Consider the following 16843-nt stretch of genomic DNA (forward strand, 5'->3'; position numbering starts at 1 on the left):
AAACGTGTGGAAAACGGATTATGAAAGAATCGCGGTTTGTAAATAGGAATAAATCAAAATGGGCGGAAATGGAGAACGTGGGACGTTTGAACACGGATACGCTTGCCTCTAATTACGTGATTTTGTCTGATGATCTTTCTTATGCCAAAACTTTTTACCCGGGAAGCGACGTGGAGAAGTATCTGAATCAGTTAATATCTGTTTACCAGATTAATATATACGGCAAGGGTGAACAGTCCGAGAGTAGAGGGATGTTGACATTCTGGGGACACGAGTTTCCCTTGTTGCTTTACCGGGAACGACGGACTTTATTGTTCGCATTGCTTCTCTTCTTGTTCTCGGCATTAATCGGGGTGTTTTCCACGGCACATGACGAGAGTTTCGTGCGTTCTATTTTGGGAGATGCTTACGTGGAAAGAACGATCAGTAATATTGAGAATGGGACGCCAATGGGTATTTATGCTTCCGGGGACGAGTTGGATATGTTCGTGATGATTACCACGAACAATATAAAAGTGGCGTTTGTCGCCTTTGTTTTCGGTATTCTTTTCTCGGCGGGGACTTTGTGGATTCTTTTCACGAATGGTTTGATGGTCGGGGCTTTCCAGTATTTTTTCTTCCAACAGGGATTGCTGTTACATTCGGTTCTTTCGGTCTGGGCACACGGGACATTCGAAATTACCTCTATTATTATAGCCGGAGGAGCCGGGTTGGTTATGGGGAATAGTTTCTTGTTTCCGGGCACTTACCGACGGATGTATTCATTTAAAGAGGGTGCATTGCGGGGTATAAAGATTGTCACGGGATTGATTCCTTTCTTCGTGATTGCCGGATGGATTGAAAGTTTTATCACGAGATATGCCGATAGTTATCCTGTCGTGGGAGCCGTGGCGATTATCCTTTCGCTGGGTGGCGTGATCGGTTATTTTATTGTTTATCCTTATTACTTACATAAAAACGAATTGCATGGAAAAGATTAATTTGAGCGTGGAACGTTCTTTTTCGGACTTGATAACAGCAACTATAAATTTTATGAAACAGGAGTTCGTGCCTTTTATTCGGGCTTTCGCGGTGATCGGGTTTCCGGTAATTCTGTTGGTTGTGTTTTTAATGAAGGATTTGTTATTGGGTGCGCTTGATATGACTTATAATCCGCAACAATATCTGGGAACGACGGATGCTTTCGGGAATATGATGATTAATTCCATGATGACGGGACTTTTTGCCATGATTATGGTGGCGTGGGTGCAGCTGTTCTCCATTTGTTATCTTCGGGTATATTGGGATCATTACCGGGGAGGGGTGGAGGAACGGATTACGATTAACGAGGTATTTGCCATGATGATGAGAAAACTAGGAATCTTTATCGTATGGTCGCTTTTTTATATGATTATCGTGGTTGTGGGATGTCTTTTTTTGATTGTACCGGGGATTTATTTTGGGGTGGCTTTGACTTTCGGGGCTTATTTGATTATTATCAAGGACAACGGCTTTGATGCCTTGATGTCTAGGGCTATGGCGATCACGAAGGGGAACTGGTGGCGAACTGTCGGTTATGCCGTGGTTTTGCAGTTATTGGTGGGAGTTGTTGCTTATGTATTTAGTATACCTTATATGGCATTGACCGTAACTTCAGCGTTTACGGGGGAAATGCCGGGAATTTACGAGGTGACGTTCACGCTGTTACTTTCTTACTTGGGAAAATACACGCTACACACGATTGTGTTTATCGGGCTGGGGATGTTCTTCTTCTCCCGGTCGGAAGAGATGGAACATACGACATTGTTGAGCCGGATAGATGAATTGGGAACTCGACCTGAAAATAAAACGGATGAGATGGCTGACTAGATATATTATTCTGTTTGTACTGGTTTGCTGCCGGGGAACGATGCTGGCGGAAGAGGTGACGCGTTCCCCCGGTGCCGATTTTCTGGAAAAATATAGAAATGACGCTAATTTCGATTACGAGAGGGATACGTCTGCCGCTCCCGGGTTGTGGGATTGGATTAAACGTTGGATTTTGGAACGGTTGTTCCGGATGAAATGGTCTGATTCTTCTTCACAGGTCATGGATATCGTGTTATATATTATCTTGATTCTTTTGGCGGGCGGTTTGATCATTTTACTTATAAAATATCGGAAGAGTTTGGTTTTCAGAAAGAGGGGAGAGGGACTTTTTGCCGCGGATACGGGAGATTATAACGGGGAGCAGGACGGGGATACTTTTTCCCGGATGTTGGTAAAGGCAGAGCAGGAAAAAGATTACACGCTCGCTGTCCGGGTAAGTTATTCCGGGTTGCTTCAAATTTTAGATGAGAAGCAGGTGATTCGTTGGGAAGCTTCCAAAACCAATCGGGACTATGTTTATGAGATACGTGACCGGGAATGGAGCCGGACTTTTGAAGATCTAAGCCGTATATTCGATCACGTTTGTTACGGGGAATTTCCGGTCGACGAAGAGGCATACCGGAATATCCGGCAATATTTTATAGACTTCAGAAAGGAGGTGGAGAAATGAAGCGTAGGCAGAATTTGTGGATCATCCTTCTCGTGGTAGCGCTAATGACGGTCTACACGATTTACGAGGCAAATAAGCCGCAACCCGTGGATTGGAGTATGAATTTCTCGGTGGATAAGAAAGGACCTTTCGGGACTTATATCATGAAAGACGCCTTGCCGTATATGTTCCCAGAAGGAAAGACAACGGTTTCACGGGTTTCCCCGCGAGAGAGATTGCGTCTGAAAGATAGTGATGAGCCGGAAGTATATTTCTTCGTGAACCGATATTTTAAAAACGCGAATGGAGAGGCTGATATCCTGTTGGATTACGTGGGAGGGGGAAACACGCTTTTTCTTTCGGCAGAATATATACCGGACACGTTGTTATCTGTTGCGGGAGTAAAAGAAGTACAGGATTTTCGGGAAGGGAATGATTATATCTGCGGTTTTGGAAAGGCATATCCTTTCCGGGTAAAACACCGGTATTTTAAATTGGAAAAATCATTTGCCGGGGAAATACTGGGATACGTGGATACGGTAACGATGCCGAATTTTATCCGTCTGCCTTACGGTGAAGGGGTTCTTTACCTGCACGTGAATCCGGTCGCTTTCACGAATCTTTATTTGTTGGATTCTTTGGCGGGCGATTATTACCAGAAGGCACTGTCTTTTCTCCCTGCCGATCTGAACGCGATTTGGGACGAGTACCAGAAAAACGAGCGCAAGGGACAGGCTACTCCTTTCCGGGTACTTCTTCAGTATCCGGCATTGAAATGGGCGTATATATTATTGTTGCTGGGTGGCATTTTGTACGTGTTGTTCCGTTCAAAGCGGGAGCAACGGTACATTCCTGTCATTCGTCCCCCGGAGAACAGAACGTTGGAATTTGTCAGGGTGGTGAGTTCCCTGTATTATAAACACCGGGATCACGTGGCGATTGCTAATAAACGGATAGATTGTTTCTTGGAGGAAATCCGGTATTACTATAAGTTACGGACAGATGAATTAAACGCCGAGTTCGCGGTATTATTGGCGGAACGTTCGGGAGTACCGAAAGAGGAAACGGAGAAGTTGGTGAACTTGATTCTGTTGATCCGGAAGACAGAACACGTGAACGAAGAGAAGTTACGAGAATTAGTGAAATATATAGAGTTGTTTAAAACTAAAAGATAAAAGCATGGAAGACCAGATAAATTTTGAGTCCAGAATTGACTTCACGAGTCTGCACGAGAAGGTTGCCCGGATTCGGGAACAAATGGGCAAAGTGATTGTCGGACAGCGGGAAGTGGCGGATTTGTTGTTGACGGCGATGTTGGCTGACGGACATATTCTGATCGAGGGGGTACCCGGTATCGCCAAAACATTCATGGCGAAGGTCATGTCCCGGATGCTGGACGTGAATTTTAACCGGATACAGTTTACGCCGGATTTGATGCCGAGCGATATTTTGGGGACCTCGGTATTTATTCCTGCGACAGGACGTTTCGAGTACCGGAAAGGACCGATATTTACCAATCTTGTTCTCGTGGACGAGATTAACCGTGCCCCGGCAAAGACTCAAGCGGCTTTGTTCGAGGTGATGGAAGAGCGGCAGATCACGAATGACGGGGTAGAATACAAGATGGACTACCCGTTTATCGTGGTCGGTACCCAGAATCCGATCGAGCACGAGGGGACCTATCGGTTGCCGGAAGCACAATTAGACCGTTTCCTGTTCAAGATAAACGTGACTTACCCGTCCGCGGAGGAAGAGGTTGAGGTGCTTGAATTGCATGACCGTGGAGCAATCAAGGATTGGAATACGCTGGAATCCGTACTGAATGTCAATATGTTGCGGGAGTTGAGGGAATCCGTGTCTCAAGTGGTGGTTGATCCGAAGATCAAAACGTTTATCGTGAATATCGTTTACGCTACCCGCAAGAGTGGCTGGTTGTATTTGGGGGCTTCTCCGCGTGCTTCTATCGCTTTGATGAATGGAGCAAAGGCTTTTGCGGCCATCCAAGGAAGAGATTTTGTGACCCCGGATGACGTGTTGCAACTGGTGGCTCCCGTGTTGCGGCACAGGGTGCAGCTGTCTTCCGAGAAAGAGTTGGAAGGTGTGACAGTCGATCAGGTTATACAACAAATCGTTTCTAAAATAGAAGTACCAAGATAGTGCGAGTATTTAAAGATACATATCTGACCGGGCGTTTTTTCACCTGTTTGCTGTTGGGCATTTTTGCCCTCGTGATGGCTTATGTCTTTCCTTTACTATTGATATGGGTGGCGGGGGCTTTGCTCATGTACGCGGTGATGGTGTTATTGGAGTTGATAGCCTTGTACCGTTATAAACAAGGATTCGAGGCTTCCCGTGTTGTTTCGGACAAGCTTTCCAACGGGGAGGAAAATCCCGTTCGTGTCGAGGTTCGGAATCGTTATCCCGTGGGGGTGCATTGCCGTTTGATAGACGAGATTCCTGTGGAGTTCCAGAATCGGCATATTTCTTTCTCTTTAAATATGATGCCCGGCGAACAGCAGGAAATAAATTATACTTTGCGCCCAACCAAACGGGGAGCATACGGGTTCGGCAAGGTTCGGGCATTTATATCTACCCGTTTGTCGCTGGTGGAAAGGCGTTACTCTTTTGATTTGGAACGGGAGGTTGCCGTTTACCCGTCGTTTATGATGATGCACCGGTACGAGTTAATGGCTTACGGGAATTATCACCCGGAGAACGGTGCAGTGCGTACCCGTGCGTTGGGGGGAAATATGGCGTTCGAACAGATCAAGCCTTACGTGGTGGGGGATGATCCCCGTACCGTGAACTGGAAAGCCACGGCAAAGCATAACCATTTAATGGTAAATACTTACACGGAGGAACGCTCGCAACAGATTTATTGCCTCGTGGATAAAGGTCGTACCATGCAATCCCCCTTTAACGGGATGACGATGCTGGATCATGCAATCAATACCATACTGACATTGTCCAACGTGATATTGAAAAAAGGTGATCGGGCAGGATTGATCACGTTTTCCAATACTTCCCGGAATTGTGTGAAAGCGGATAATCGGGTGGGACAATTGAATAGAATCAGTGAATTCCTTTATCGGTTGGAAACACATTATCAAGAGTCGGATTTCGAGAAATTATATATTTCGGTTGTCCGACAAATCCCGACACGTAGTCTGTTAATCCTTTTTACCAATTTCGACACCGTAACCGGAATGCAGCGTCATCTTTCGGCTTTGCGACGACTGGCGAGCCGACATTTGGTATTGATTGTTTTATTTGAAAACTCGGAGCTGAATAAAGCTTTGGAACGTCCTGTACGTGGTGTCAAAGATGTCTATTTCGAAACCATTGCCGCCGGATTTGCCATGGAGAAGCGACAAATGGTGCGAGAATTGAGCCAAATGGGTATCCGGGTGATCCTTTCCAAACCGGAAGCCCTCACCGTGAACAGTATCAATAGTTATTTGGATTTGAAGGAGCGGAAGCTGATATGATGCTTCCGCATTCTCTATTTTTCTTTCGTTTCCTCTTCCGAGAAGATATCAATTTTGGGGTCTTGGAATGTTTTGTTCGTGGTGTGTTTATCCAGCGTCAGCAAGAGTGACGGGAGGAGGATCAAGTTGGAAAGCATGGCGGCGAGCAAGGTGATCGATACTAGGATTCCCAGTGCGACGGTTCCCCCGAAATCGGAAAGGGCGAAGATACCGAAGCCGAAGAACAGGATGATTGCGTTGTATATCATACTTTGTCCCGCTTCTTTCAAGGCCAACACTGCGGAGGAACGGATACTCCAGTTCGTTCCCTGCAATTCCTGACGGTATTTGGCCAGATAGTGAATGGTTCCGTCTACCGAGATTCCAAAGGCAATACTGAATACCAGTATCGTGGATGCTTTGATGGGGATTCCGAAATACCCCATGATGGCAGCCGTGATGATTTGCGGGATAATATTGGGGAGCAATGCCACGAGTACCATACGTTTGCTCTTGAACATCCACGCCATAAAGAGGGCAATCAGAAGAATGGCCAAGGCAAGTGAGGTAAAAAGGTTGAATACAAGATATTGGGTTCCTTTAAAGAAAATGATACTTGAACCTGTCACTTTCACCGTGTAACGATCACTTGGAAAATACTTCTCCGCGATTTCATACAGTTTAATTTCTTTTTCCTGCATTTTCTTGGTGCCGATGTCTTTAATCCGGAAACTTAACCGCGTTCGCTGGAGAGTGGAGTCAATAAATGAATTGGCTTGGTTACCAAGTTCTCCCGTGGATTGTGAAGCGTATTTCAGGATGAAATTCTTCGTCATATTGGTCGGAAGTTTGTAATAAGTCGGTTTACCGTTATAAAAGGCTTGATTGGCAAACTTGATTACTTCCACGATAGAAATAGGCTTGGATACATCTTCATCTTCGGCTAATTCTTTGGAGAGTCTATCCAGTTTTTCGAGATTAGGTAAATTTAAAACCTGCTTTGGTTTTTTGAAATCGACAGTTACTTCCAACGGCATCAGTCCGTCAAAATTCTTTTCAAAAAAGGAAAGGTCTTGACGAATAGGATCTGTTTCTTTCAAATCATCCACCATATAGCCGGTAGATTTTATCATGGATATCCCTATTCCACCTAGAATGACTATCACGATAGCTATGGCGTAAACTACATTCCGGCGATTTAGAATAAGCTGGATGACACGATCTATTGTATTATTTACTAATTTGTTATGCAGATGTTTGATTTGTTTGCTATCCGGGTTGGGCATAAAACTGAATCCACAGGGAATCATGATGAGGCACACAAAGTAAACAAAGGCGATACCGATAGATGCCGTGATACCGAACTCTACCAGAATTTGGCTGGAAGTCACGATAAACGTGGCAAATCCGGCAGCCGTTGTCAAGTTACTCAAGAAAGAAGCGTTTCCGATTCTTTGAATCATGCGTTGCAATGCCTTGATTTTGTTACCGTGTCGATCGTATTCCGCGTGGAATTTGTTAATCATGAATACCAGATTCGGTATACAGATCACGATTAATAATGGTGGAAGCATGGCGGTCAGCAGAGTAATTTTAATCCCCAGCATAGCCATGACGCCGACCGTCCAACTTACGCAAATCAGTACAATCAACAAGCAGAAGCCGATAATCCGGAACGACCGGAAAAACAGGTACAAGATGCACGTGGTAATCAGCAAGGACAAGAAAATGAACATGTACATTTCTCCCTTGATATTCTCGGCATTGATTACCCGGATGTAAGGCATCCCCGAATAATGCATCTGTATGTTATATTTCTTTGAATACTCTTCCGTGATTTCCAACACATCCTTTACCAGTCCTACCCGTGCCGGAGAATTCATCACATCGGCGGAAACCGAAATCATCATCCCGTAAATATCTTTCGCCTTATTAAAAAGCGTCCCGTCGTAGAAGGGTAAGTTTTCAATAATATTGACAAGGCTGTCCAGTTCCTTCTGATCTTTGATACGATTCGGAAAAATGGGATGAATCTCGAATTTTTTGTTGAGAGTGTCCTTTTGCAAGTTATATGAATGCGTAATATCCACGAGGGCAATGACTCCATGCAAAGCCTTTAAACTATCACACATGGCAATCCAGTCATTCAACTTATCCAACTGGTAGAAGTTCGAATCTTGAACAGCAAAAACCATTACATTGCCTTCTTGACCGAATTTCTCGTGAAAATCAACGTAATCCAGATAGGCGCTATCTGTGGCTGGTAGCAAATTGGCATATTCGTAAGACATTTCCACTTTTGGAATTTGGAATCCCATGAAGATGGTTATGATCAAGATCTCTGTAATAAAGGCAATCCGGTTACGAAGAAGAATCCCTGCTATCTTAGTCCACATGATATATTTTATTGTTTACGCATTTGTAGGCAAAAGTAGGATAAATGTGGTTAATCTTTAAAGAGTTTGGGATTTTTTTTGTGCCGATTAGCATCTCTTGCCGTTTTTTTTGCAAAATTATTGTTTATGGCCTCGTTCAAATCCACCCCTGTTTGATTTGCCAAACACACCAAAACCCACAATACATCGCTTAGTTCTTCGGCCAAATTATCTACTTCTCCTTCTTTATAGGATTGTTCCCCGTACTTCCTTGCTATCACCCGGGCTAATTCCCCGACTTCTTCCACGAGAATCGTCATGTTTGTCAACTCGCTGAAGTATCTGACTCCATGCGTCTTGATCCATGCGTCTACTGCTGTTTGTAATTCCGCAACATCCAAAGTGTTATAATTTTAAAAGTGAATTAATTTGAAAGTCCCAAAAATAGTCATTTCATTTTTAAATTTTGGTTTTACTATCAATAATAATAGTCACCGGGCCATCATTGACGAGTTCTACTTTCATATCTGCACCGAATTGACCGGTTTGCACCGGTTTATGAAGCTCTTGGCTTAATACCGAGACAAATTTTTCGTACAGGGGAATCGAGATTGCCGGTGGAGCGGCGTCAATATACGATGGACGATTGCCTTTTTTTGTGCGAGCCATCAGTGTGAATTGGCTGACGGCAAGGATTTCACCACTCGTTTCTAAGATGGATTTGTTCATTACTCCGTTTTCGTCATCGAAAATACGAAGGTTCACTATTTTGGAAGAGAGCCACGCGATGTCTTCATCCGTGTCGTCAGCTTGAATGCCCACCAGTACAAGCATTCCTTTTCCTATGGAAGAAAACAATTGTTGACTGATAGTGACGCTGGCACGTGTAACTCTTTGAATAACTATTTTCATTTAAATTTGAGTTTTAAAATTTAGAGTGAAATATATGAATTTTGTTCATATACTCCACTCTAAACTTTAAATTTTAAATTCTAAATTATTTATGTCTTGCGTACAATTCTTTGATAGATTCGGCAAGTCTTCTCACACCTTCGATGTTCATTTCCTCGCTCATGTACGAGAAGTTGATACGCATGGTGTTTTTGCCTTTGCCATTCACGAAGAACACGGTTCCGAGAACGAAAGCCACGTTTTTCTCGATAGCGATTTGGAACAATTCTTCAGCGTCGTATCCTTCCGGCAAGTTCAAGAACAGGAACAAACCACCTTCCGGACGAGTCCATGTAACACCTTCCGGCATGTATTTTTCGAAAGCACCTAACATGGCTTCCAGTTTCTTGCGATACATTTCAACGATATTCTTCACGTTGGCGTCGAAGTAGTTCTTTTGGAAGAATTTCACCGTGATTTTTTGCAAGAAAGCAGAAGTACACAAGTCTGTGCTTTGTTTAGCCTTCACGAAGTTGTCTATCACCATCGGGTGTGCCAGTACCCAACCCATGCGGAATCCCGGCATGAAAATCTTGGAGAACGTGCCCAGCGTGATTACGTTACCCTCGCCGTTATCCAAGTCGTACAACATGCGTTGCGGTTTGCCCGAGAAGCGCAATTCGCGGTAGGGACTGTCCTCGATAATCATAATCTCGTACTTCTTGGCGATGTCCAAAATCTCGATTCTTCTCGCCTCCGGCATCGTCATACCGGCGGGATTCTGGAAATCCGGAATCAAGTAGATGAACTTCGGTTTCTCGCCTTTCGCTTTCATTTCAGCCAAAGTCTTTTCCAGCTCGATAGCGCTCATCCCTTGTTCGTCTTGCGGGATACCCACTCCCACGCCGCCATAAGAGTTGAAAGCGCCGATAGCTCCTAAATATGAAGGCAACTCGCAGATATATTTATCGCCGCGGTTCAAGAAGATTTTACCTACCGTGTCCAAACCTTGTTGCGAGGAGGTAATAATCGTGATGTTCTCTTTCGTCACGTAGCTTAATCCTTGGTCACGATAACGTTGAGCCAGAATTTCCAATAATTCCGGAACACCTTCGGTTGAACCGTATTGACAAGCGGCAGCACCATCCGTGGCGATTACTTCCGCGGAAATCTCCTGTAATTGTTCTAACGGGAAAGATTCTTTGGCGGGAAGTCCCCCGGCGAAAGAAATGATTTCCGGTTTTTGAGTTAACTTTAATAACTCCCTGATAGCAGAGCGCTTCATTCCTTTGGCGCTGTCTGATAGAATTTCTTTGTAGTCGCTAACCATGTTTATCTGTTTTAAAGTGAATATACGCTGTTATGTATTTGTGTTGCGAAGTTAATAATAAGTTTTTGAAATAAAATTTTTCATATCAATTTTTTAATAAAATCGATTGCAAAACTTTCAATTTCGATGTTTTAAGGCTGTTTTAGTAATAATTTAATTTTTAGACAAGCGGAGATAACGAGTGATACACACGGGAATAAAGGTTATTTGTGTCAGTTGTGTGTTTTAAGATGTAACAAAATAGTATACTTTTCGACAATTATATCTTAAAAGTGACTCCGGTAAAGAAATAAAATTCATACCTTTGTCTCAGGTAATTAATTAAAAAGGTGTGTATGAGAAAAGTTTTATCTGTTTTGGTAGCCGGAGTAATGTTCGGAGCCTGTTCCGACGGCTTAAAAAGTGACCTTACAAAGGAGGATGTTTCTCGTTTTATTACAACGGAAGAATTTAATGTTCCGGTGAAGGACGGGAAAGTAACTATAGTAACCGTGGGAGAAGATACGGTAGCCATTGGGTATTCGGAGTTTCCGATACTTGTTCCTAAAGGCGTGCAGGCAAAAGTTTCTTACGCGGATAAGAATGAAGATCTTGGGGGAAGAAGTTTGTCCAGAGGTTTTGATGATAAATTCCCGAATATTGTAGGAGAAAATCAATTCCGATTGTTTCAAGTGATTTGTTTCGAGGATTCTTGGGTGGGTGACTATGATTATAATGATCTCGTGATTCACGTGAAATACCAGCAATCGGGAAACATCTTTGGCTTCGGGGTACAACCGGTTGCGTTAGGTTCTACAAAAGAGATAAAGTTGGGATGTGACGTTTATAAAGGAAGTAAGCAAATCTTCAGTGGCCTGATCACGAAAGACAAGACTTGCCGAAAACAAATGTTCAATTACGGGAAAGAGCAGGATGACAAAGAGTATGAGGGGTTTCTCAATGTCATGTTCAATGAAGTAAATTTTGACCGGAATAGAACCTTTCTCGGTTCCACGATAAGAAGTTGGGATATATCCAAGATTAACGGGGAAGGGGCTATGAGAGTAGAATGGTTTATTGAAGTGGACGGTGGGACTCGAATATACGCTTTATCCGTGAATCACTTGAAAGAATCTTTGGATAAGGATAAATTGCCTTACGGTTTGGTGATTACCGAAACGGGAATGCAATATAAAGACAAAAACAATCAAGTGTGTGGTAAAGATTGGTTTAATTACCCGCAAGAGATGAAACATATAAAAGACGTGTATCCCGAAATTTGGGAATGGATGAACGGGAAGGGTGAATTTGACGGGAAGATTTATGAAAACGGACGAGAGATTTGTCCGGAAGGTGCTTTTAATGCTAATGAACTGGGAGTGTACGTGATAGAAGATGATTCCGGTGTATTGAACAACGGACGGCAGAATTAGGGGAGATTTGTCGGAAAATGATTACACGATGATGGAGAACTTGGTGAGGATCTTTTTTCATAGCAAAGCTATCGGCAATTTGGCTGGTAGCTTTTTTTATACTTGAACGGATTTATATATGTATTTGAGGCTTTTCGAAAAAAATGACTTGAAAAGTTGTATTGGAGAGTTGAATCTGCGGATTTGTGAATTGAAAAATATTATTTGGAACTAACGTTTTTTTCGATTAGTTTTGCAATTCGATTAGGAGCCCCTGTAGTTCAACGGATAGAACGGAAGTTTCCTAAACGTATGTTCTTCCAAACAATGGCAAAGGTAGTAAAATTTAGATTTATAGTAAATAAGAAAAGGAAGTTATAACGATAACTATTACATAAGGCTCTGTAGTTCAACGGATAGAACAAGAATTTCCTAAATTTTAGATAGGGGTTCGATTCCCCTCGGAGCTACTTTTCAAGTCCATTCCATTACGGGGTGGACTTCTTTTTTTACAGCATTTACAGCAAAAAAGAGGTATATTTGCGGATAAAAGTTCTACTATAGTTCTACAAAGATTATGGCTACATTCAAAGCAGAGGTGTACGCTCACCAAAAAAGGGCTGACGGCACATATAATATAAAGATAAGGGTTATACACCAAAAGAGGAAAAAGTACATCCCGACCACTTACTACGTGACAAAGGATGATTTGACACGCACGACTTTCAAATTGAAAAACCAAAAGTACATAGATGCCACCGATGATATGATAAAGAAATACCGTTCCATTTGTGACCGTATGGGGGAACGGCTTAAATCCATGACCGTTGAGCAGGTGGTAGATGCAATCACTAACGACAATGGGGAACACTTCGATTTGGATATAGTGGCTTATGCCCGTCAATACATATTGCACTTAAAGGAAACCGGGCATACAGGCAATGCGCTTTCTTACCAAGTAGCTATTAACAACCTTGTACGCTTTGTTGGCAGGGATAGCGTGAGCATAAAAGAAATCACGGTTAAGTTTATCAATGATTGGATAAAGTGGATAAAAGAGAATCCGGCACGTTCCAAACCCGAAGCCAATCACGGAGAAAGGGCACAGAGCCTATATATATCCCAGCTAAGAGCCATACACAACCGAGCAAAGAAAGAGTTTAACGATGAGGATGCCGGGCTGATACGCATTCCCTATTCTCCTTTTAAGAGGGTGGAAATTCCAAAAGTTCCAGTTACAAGAAAAAGGGCTATTTCTACGGATTTACTTCGTAAATTTTCGGAGCTGCCTTATTCTTTGATTATGCAACCGGGGACAAACAGGTACAATCTCGCAAAGGATGTCTTTCTTTTGAGTTTCTGCCTAATCGGAATGAATGCGGTAGATTTGTACACTTGTACGGATTTGAAGAAAGGACGAATTACATACCAACGGACAAAAACAAAGAATCGGAGAGCCGACAAAGCGGAAATATCTGTGAGGATAGAGCCGGAACTAAAAGCCCTTATGAAAAAATATAAAGACCATACCGGGCAAAGGGTCTTTAATTTCTACAAGCTGTATTCAAGCGTGGATAGTTTTACGGCTGCAATTAACAAGGGTTTGAAAAAGATTGGTGATGATTTGGGAATAGATGATTTGGAGTTTTACGCAGCCCGGCATACATGGGCAACCATTGCAAGCAATGAAGCCGGAGTAGATAAATACACCGTTCACACAGCTCTTAACCACGTGGACGAAAATATGAGAGTGACGGATATTTATATTGCGAAATCGTGGGACAGCATAGATGCTGCCAACCGTAAGGTATTGGATTATGTCAAGCTATCTTTGGATGATGTAACAGAAAAGAAGTATATACCCAAAAATAAGCGTGTTTTGCCTAAGCAAAATTTGTAAGCTGTTATAGTTCAGTGATTTACAAGCCTATTTTTGCTTAGGCAAAATTTTAATAGGTGTTTATCTATCCTCTAAATCTGTATTATCTCTGATAATCAGATAGTTGCAGATTTTGCCTAAGCAAATTGCCTAAGCAAAATGATTTTGCCTAAGCAAAAATTATAATATTCTGATAATCAAATAAATAGTTGTTTTTAAGCCTAAAAATAGCGTTTTGCCTAAGCAAAATTTGCAAATGATTGAAATACAGTGTGTTATAAGCGTTATTTTGCCTAAGCAAAAATATAGCCTTTTTTCGTTTGCCTAAGCAAAATTTGTAAGCTGTTATAGTTCAGTGATTTACAAGCCTATTTTTGCTTAGGCAAAATTTTATGCAAGTTATAAGGGATAATATATACTAATATATAATATTATATAGTTAATTAAGAGTAAATATATGAAATAGGGGTGTGGGGGAAGAACAAAAAAGGCGATGCTGATTGCACCGCCTATTGATAAATATCTTTCCGAGTTTACAAGTCACTCCCAAGACTTTTTTTCTATCTCAATAGAGATTGCATTGTTTCCTCTTATGTATTCGCATTCGATGGTGAATTTCACTTTGGCAGTATTTTCTATCCACCAAATCTCATAAATGGATGTACCCACACCGTTTTTGGCAACATAATCCCAAAATTCGGAACGGTCTGAAAAATCAATAAGCCCGGCTGATGCGCTACTGTATTGAGAACGGTAGGTTTCGTGGTTAATAGTAGAATCAATCTTATCCATATTGGCTTTATAGATTTCTACCCCTTTATCATAACCGCCATCAAGCGAACCATAAACGTCTATTTGGTTTATAATTCCATCTGCATCACTTTTGAATGTAATTGAATAATTGCTTTCTTCGGTAAGTAAGCCATATCTCAATGTAACTTTTCCAAGTGAAGAGCTTTCATTTTCTAAAGTGGCATTTTTAAAGTTAGATTTGACGTGTTCAGATGGTTTCCCTACGAAGCCAACGAGTTCATTCACATTAAGGGCTGACATGATTTTAGGCTCATCATCATTGCTACATCCTGTTATCAAAGCTATCAGGCAAAGCATTAGTAAAGTTCTCATAAGGTGTGTATTTAACGGTTGTACTTAGCAAGCTACTGTAATACACACGAAAGCGTGGGATTACTCCGAGGATTAAGAGGTACGACCAAGCACCTAACAGCCCAACAAGAGTAATGCCCACGCAAAGCGCAGGCATTAGCAAATTGTCTGAGGGCTGTTTCTGAAATTTGGTCGTTTTCTTAATCCCTACAACAATAGCCAATGCTATTTAGTGATATTTTAATTCAGCAGCAAATATAGTGTATTATTTGTTATAAAAATAGTCTTGCAGTGTTATATTTATAATGACGTATCAAAAATATATAGGTTTTTGTTTCCAAATAAGCGGGGATTTTGTACCTTTGTAGAAAATAGTAGTTTATATGGGTAATTGGAGCGTACAACAAGAAGCTAAGAAAGAAGTCAAGGAGAAAGAAAGAGCAAGTAGGGAAACGCTTGGAAAATTCTTCTACGACTTGGCTAAACTTGTATTTACGGCTATGGCTTTAGTTGGGGGCGTTTCGCTGATAATTGATGAGCCTCAGATAAAACAAGGGGTGTTGCTCGCAACAGGAATGCTACTGACATATATATTTGCTTCTATAGGTTATAACATTTTAAAAAGATAGAAATATGGATTTTATGATTATGTTTTTCTCTATATGCTCAGTAATAGGCATTGGAATCTTAATTTGGTTTAAAACCAAAAGCGGTAAAAGATGGTTATCTAATTTATGATATGGAAATGTTAGGAGCTATCTTTACCGTTGGAATAGTCGTGACGGGTGCATTTATGATTTGGCTAAGAACAAAATCTGGCAAGAAATGGCTTGCTAATTTGTGATATGGAATATTTGTAAGAAATAGCCCCATGCAGACTAATAATGTTTGCATGGGGCTATTTTTGTTCTTCAAACATTCTTCCAAATCCAGTAAGCAGCCATTTGGCACTTACTCCATAATCCTTAACCATAGGATGTAACCAAGATAATTGAAACCATCCACGCTCCAAGTCTTTTCTTTGCGCAATGAAATTTCTTCTATCTATGTTGTTGAGCCTACAGTATGTATTTACTCCTCTTATTTTCTTCATGGCTATAATGGCATCCAGCGCACTATAGAATCTTTCCATTATTTGCTTGCTTATGACGGTATTCATTGCGATATATGGCTCTTCAAATTCTCTATATCGGATTTTAGCAACTCCAATTCACTTGTAGGCTCATTGGTGATTATAGCCGTGGTGATAGCGTTGGATATTTCCCTTTGCGCATCTAATACCCTATCAAGGTTTACCCGGTTAATTAAAAGGGCTTCTTTGTAGAGGTCTATAACCATTCTGTAATACTTTTCCATATCAATACTTTCTTTGCTTTAAACCAAACACTATACGGCATTGGCACATCCGGCAGGATTCTCCATTTGGGCACTTCCCTTTTTAAGTTCCTCTATTTCGTTTTGCAATCTGCCTATCAATCTATTCAACCGTTCTATTTCCTTATCTTTTTCTACTAATATTCCATAAGGTGCAATCAGCTTGTCATTCATCATCTTTACGACTTGTCTTGAAAAAGCGTCAGCACCAGCAAACATGAAATCTTCGGGAGTGACTTCTTTTAATACCGTATTTTGCTTTGGTGATATATCCGAATAATATCTTGAAATATCACCAAATTTAGACTGCAATATATCCAATTTCTCTTTTGAAATTGGTTTTATTCCGTTTTCTATATTTGAAATATAGTTCTGTTTGCACATTAACAGCTCTGCTAACTCCTTTTGAGTAAGTTTTCTATCAATTCTAAATCGCTTTAAATCAAATCGTTGCATATAAATGAAATATTTTTAATAGAAAATATATCCAAAAAATTTGTTATATCCGGATATATAGCCTATATTTGTTGCGTAA

Annotated in this window: 17 protein-coding genes and 1 tRNA gene; 10 read left to right on the plus strand and 8 right to left on the minus strand. The window is 41.5% G+C overall.

The genetic code is table 11. The features are described from left to right. Positions 1 to 20 precede the first annotated feature (20 nt). The 6 genes from L0M98_RS16370 to L0M98_RS16395 are packed head-to-tail and all read left to right on the plus strand — an operon-like array spanning position 21 to position 5985. Positions 21 to 980, plus strand: a complete 960-nt coding sequence (locus L0M98_RS16370) for a stage II sporulation protein M (protein WP_227216961.1) — start codon at positions 21 to 23, stop codon at positions 978 to 980. Next, the gene (locus tag L0M98_RS16375) at positions 967 to 1848 is read left to right on the plus strand and encodes a hypothetical protein (protein ID WP_227216962.1); all 882 of its coding nucleotides are present in this window, start codon (positions 967 to 969) and stop codon (positions 1846 to 1848) included. Before L0M98_RS16370 ends, L0M98_RS16375 begins: the two co-directional genes overlap by 14 nt. Next, positions 1832 to 2518 carry a DUF4129 domain-containing protein gene (locus L0M98_RS16380; protein ID WP_227216963.1) on the plus strand — a complete coding sequence of 229 codons (687 nt, stop codon included), beginning with the start codon at positions 1832 to 1834 and terminating at the stop codon, positions 2516 to 2518. The genes L0M98_RS16375 and L0M98_RS16380 overlap by 17 nt, the downstream gene beginning before the upstream one ends. Beyond that, the gene (locus L0M98_RS16385) at positions 2515 to 3672 is read left to right on the plus strand and encodes a hypothetical protein (protein WP_227216964.1); all 1158 of its coding nucleotides are present in this window, start codon (positions 2515 to 2517) and stop codon (positions 3670 to 3672) included. The genes L0M98_RS16380 and L0M98_RS16385 overlap by 4 nt, the downstream gene beginning before the upstream one ends. Before the next feature lie 4 nt (positions 3673 to 3676). Further along, complete coding sequence (locus L0M98_RS16390) at positions 3677 to 4654, plus strand: AAA family ATPase (protein ID WP_227216965.1); 978 nt, start codon at positions 3677 to 3679, stop codon at positions 4652 to 4654. Further along, positions 4654 to 5985 (plus strand): DUF58 domain-containing protein, encoded by a 1332-nt coding sequence (locus L0M98_RS16395; protein WP_227216966.1) that lies wholly within the window; start codon positions 4654 to 4656, stop codon positions 5983 to 5985. The genes L0M98_RS16390 and L0M98_RS16395 overlap by 1 nt, the downstream gene beginning before the upstream one ends. A 14-nt stretch (positions 5986 to 5999) precedes the next feature. On the opposite strand, the gene L0M98_RS16400 is transcribed toward L0M98_RS16395, so the two are convergent. The 4 genes from L0M98_RS16400 to L0M98_RS16415 all read right to left on the minus strand — a co-directional run bounded on the left by L0M98_RS16400 (position 6000) and on the right by L0M98_RS16415 (position 10560). Beyond that, positions 6000 to 8360, minus strand: coding sequence for an efflux RND transporter permease subunit (locus L0M98_RS16400; protein ID WP_227216967.1), 2361 nt, complete (start codon positions 8358 to 8360; stop codon positions 6000 to 6002). Positions 8361 to 8410: 50 nt separating this feature from the next. Continuing rightward, entirely contained in the window at positions 8411 to 8740 is a 330-nt protein-coding gene (locus L0M98_RS16405) for a nucleotide pyrophosphohydrolase (protein ID WP_186974856.1), read from the minus strand. Between the two features lie 58 nt (positions 8741 to 8798). After that, entirely contained in the window at positions 8799 to 9251 is a 453-nt protein-coding gene (gene dtd, locus L0M98_RS16410) for a D-aminoacyl-tRNA deacylase (RefSeq protein WP_227216968.1), read from the minus strand. Between the two features lie 85 nt (positions 9252 to 9336). Beyond that, the gene (locus tag L0M98_RS16415; protein WP_227216969.1) at positions 9337 to 10560 is read right to left on the minus strand and encodes an aminotransferase-like domain-containing protein; all 1224 of its coding nucleotides are present in this window, start codon (positions 10558 to 10560) and stop codon (positions 9337 to 9339) included. A gap of 335 nt (positions 10561 to 10895) precedes the next feature. On the opposite strand from L0M98_RS16415, the gene L0M98_RS16420 reads away from it, so the two are divergent. The 3 genes from L0M98_RS16420 (at position 10896) to L0M98_RS16430 (ending at position 13851) form a co-directional block, all read left to right on the plus strand. Continuing rightward, positions 10896 to 11972: a hypothetical protein gene (locus L0M98_RS16420; RefSeq protein ID WP_099291295.1), complete on the plus strand. Its 1077-nt coding sequence runs from the start codon at positions 10896 to 10898 to the stop codon at positions 11970 to 11972. Between the two features lie 377 nt (positions 11973 to 12349). Further along, positions 12350 to 12421, plus strand: a tRNA-Arg gene (locus L0M98_RS16425). Between the two features lie 107 nt (positions 12422 to 12528). After that, the gene (locus L0M98_RS16430; RefSeq protein WP_005655495.1) at positions 12529 to 13851 is read left to right on the plus strand and encodes a phage integrase SAM-like domain-containing protein; all 1323 of its coding nucleotides are present in this window, start codon (positions 12529 to 12531) and stop codon (positions 13849 to 13851) included. 519 nt (positions 13852 to 14370) lie between these two features. Here L0M98_RS16430 and L0M98_RS16435 read toward each other — a convergent pair. After that, the gene (locus L0M98_RS16435; protein WP_227216970.1) at positions 14371 to 14955 is read right to left on the minus strand and encodes a hypothetical protein; all 585 of its coding nucleotides are present in this window, start codon (positions 14953 to 14955) and stop codon (positions 14371 to 14373) included. A 362-nt stretch (positions 14956 to 15317) separates the two neighbouring features. Here L0M98_RS16435 and L0M98_RS16440 point away from each other — a divergent pair, with 362 nt between their 5' ends. Then, positions 15318 to 15563 (plus strand): hypothetical protein, encoded by a 246-nt coding sequence (locus L0M98_RS16440; protein ID WP_227216971.1) that lies wholly within the window; start codon positions 15318 to 15320, stop codon positions 15561 to 15563. Positions 15564 to 15832: 269 nt separating this feature from the next. Here the strand turns inward: L0M98_RS16440 and L0M98_RS16445 are convergent, their stop codons facing one another. From L0M98_RS16445 to L0M98_RS16455, 3 genes are read right to left on the minus strand one after another with little or no spacing between them, the layout of a single operon-like run. Further along, positions 15833 to 16066: a hypothetical protein gene (locus L0M98_RS16445; protein ID WP_007219304.1), complete on the minus strand. Its 234-nt coding sequence runs from the start codon at positions 16064 to 16066 to the stop codon at positions 15833 to 15835. Between the two features lie 23 nt (positions 16067 to 16089). Next, positions 16090 to 16290 carry a hypothetical protein gene (locus tag L0M98_RS16450; RefSeq protein WP_227216972.1) on the minus strand — a complete coding sequence of 67 codons (201 nt, stop codon included), beginning with the start codon at positions 16288 to 16290 and terminating at the stop codon, positions 16090 to 16092. Between the two features lie 30 nt (positions 16291 to 16320). Then, positions 16321 to 16764 (minus strand): helix-turn-helix domain-containing protein, encoded by a 444-nt coding sequence (locus tag L0M98_RS16455; protein ID WP_007219306.1) that lies wholly within the window; start codon positions 16762 to 16764, stop codon positions 16321 to 16323. Positions 16765 to 16843 lie beyond the last annotated feature (79 nt).

Source organism: Butyricimonas sp. DFI.6.44, assembly GCF_022132345.1.
Lineage (GTDB): Bacteria > Bacteroidota > Bacteroidia > Bacteroidales > Marinifilaceae > Butyricimonas > Butyricimonas muris.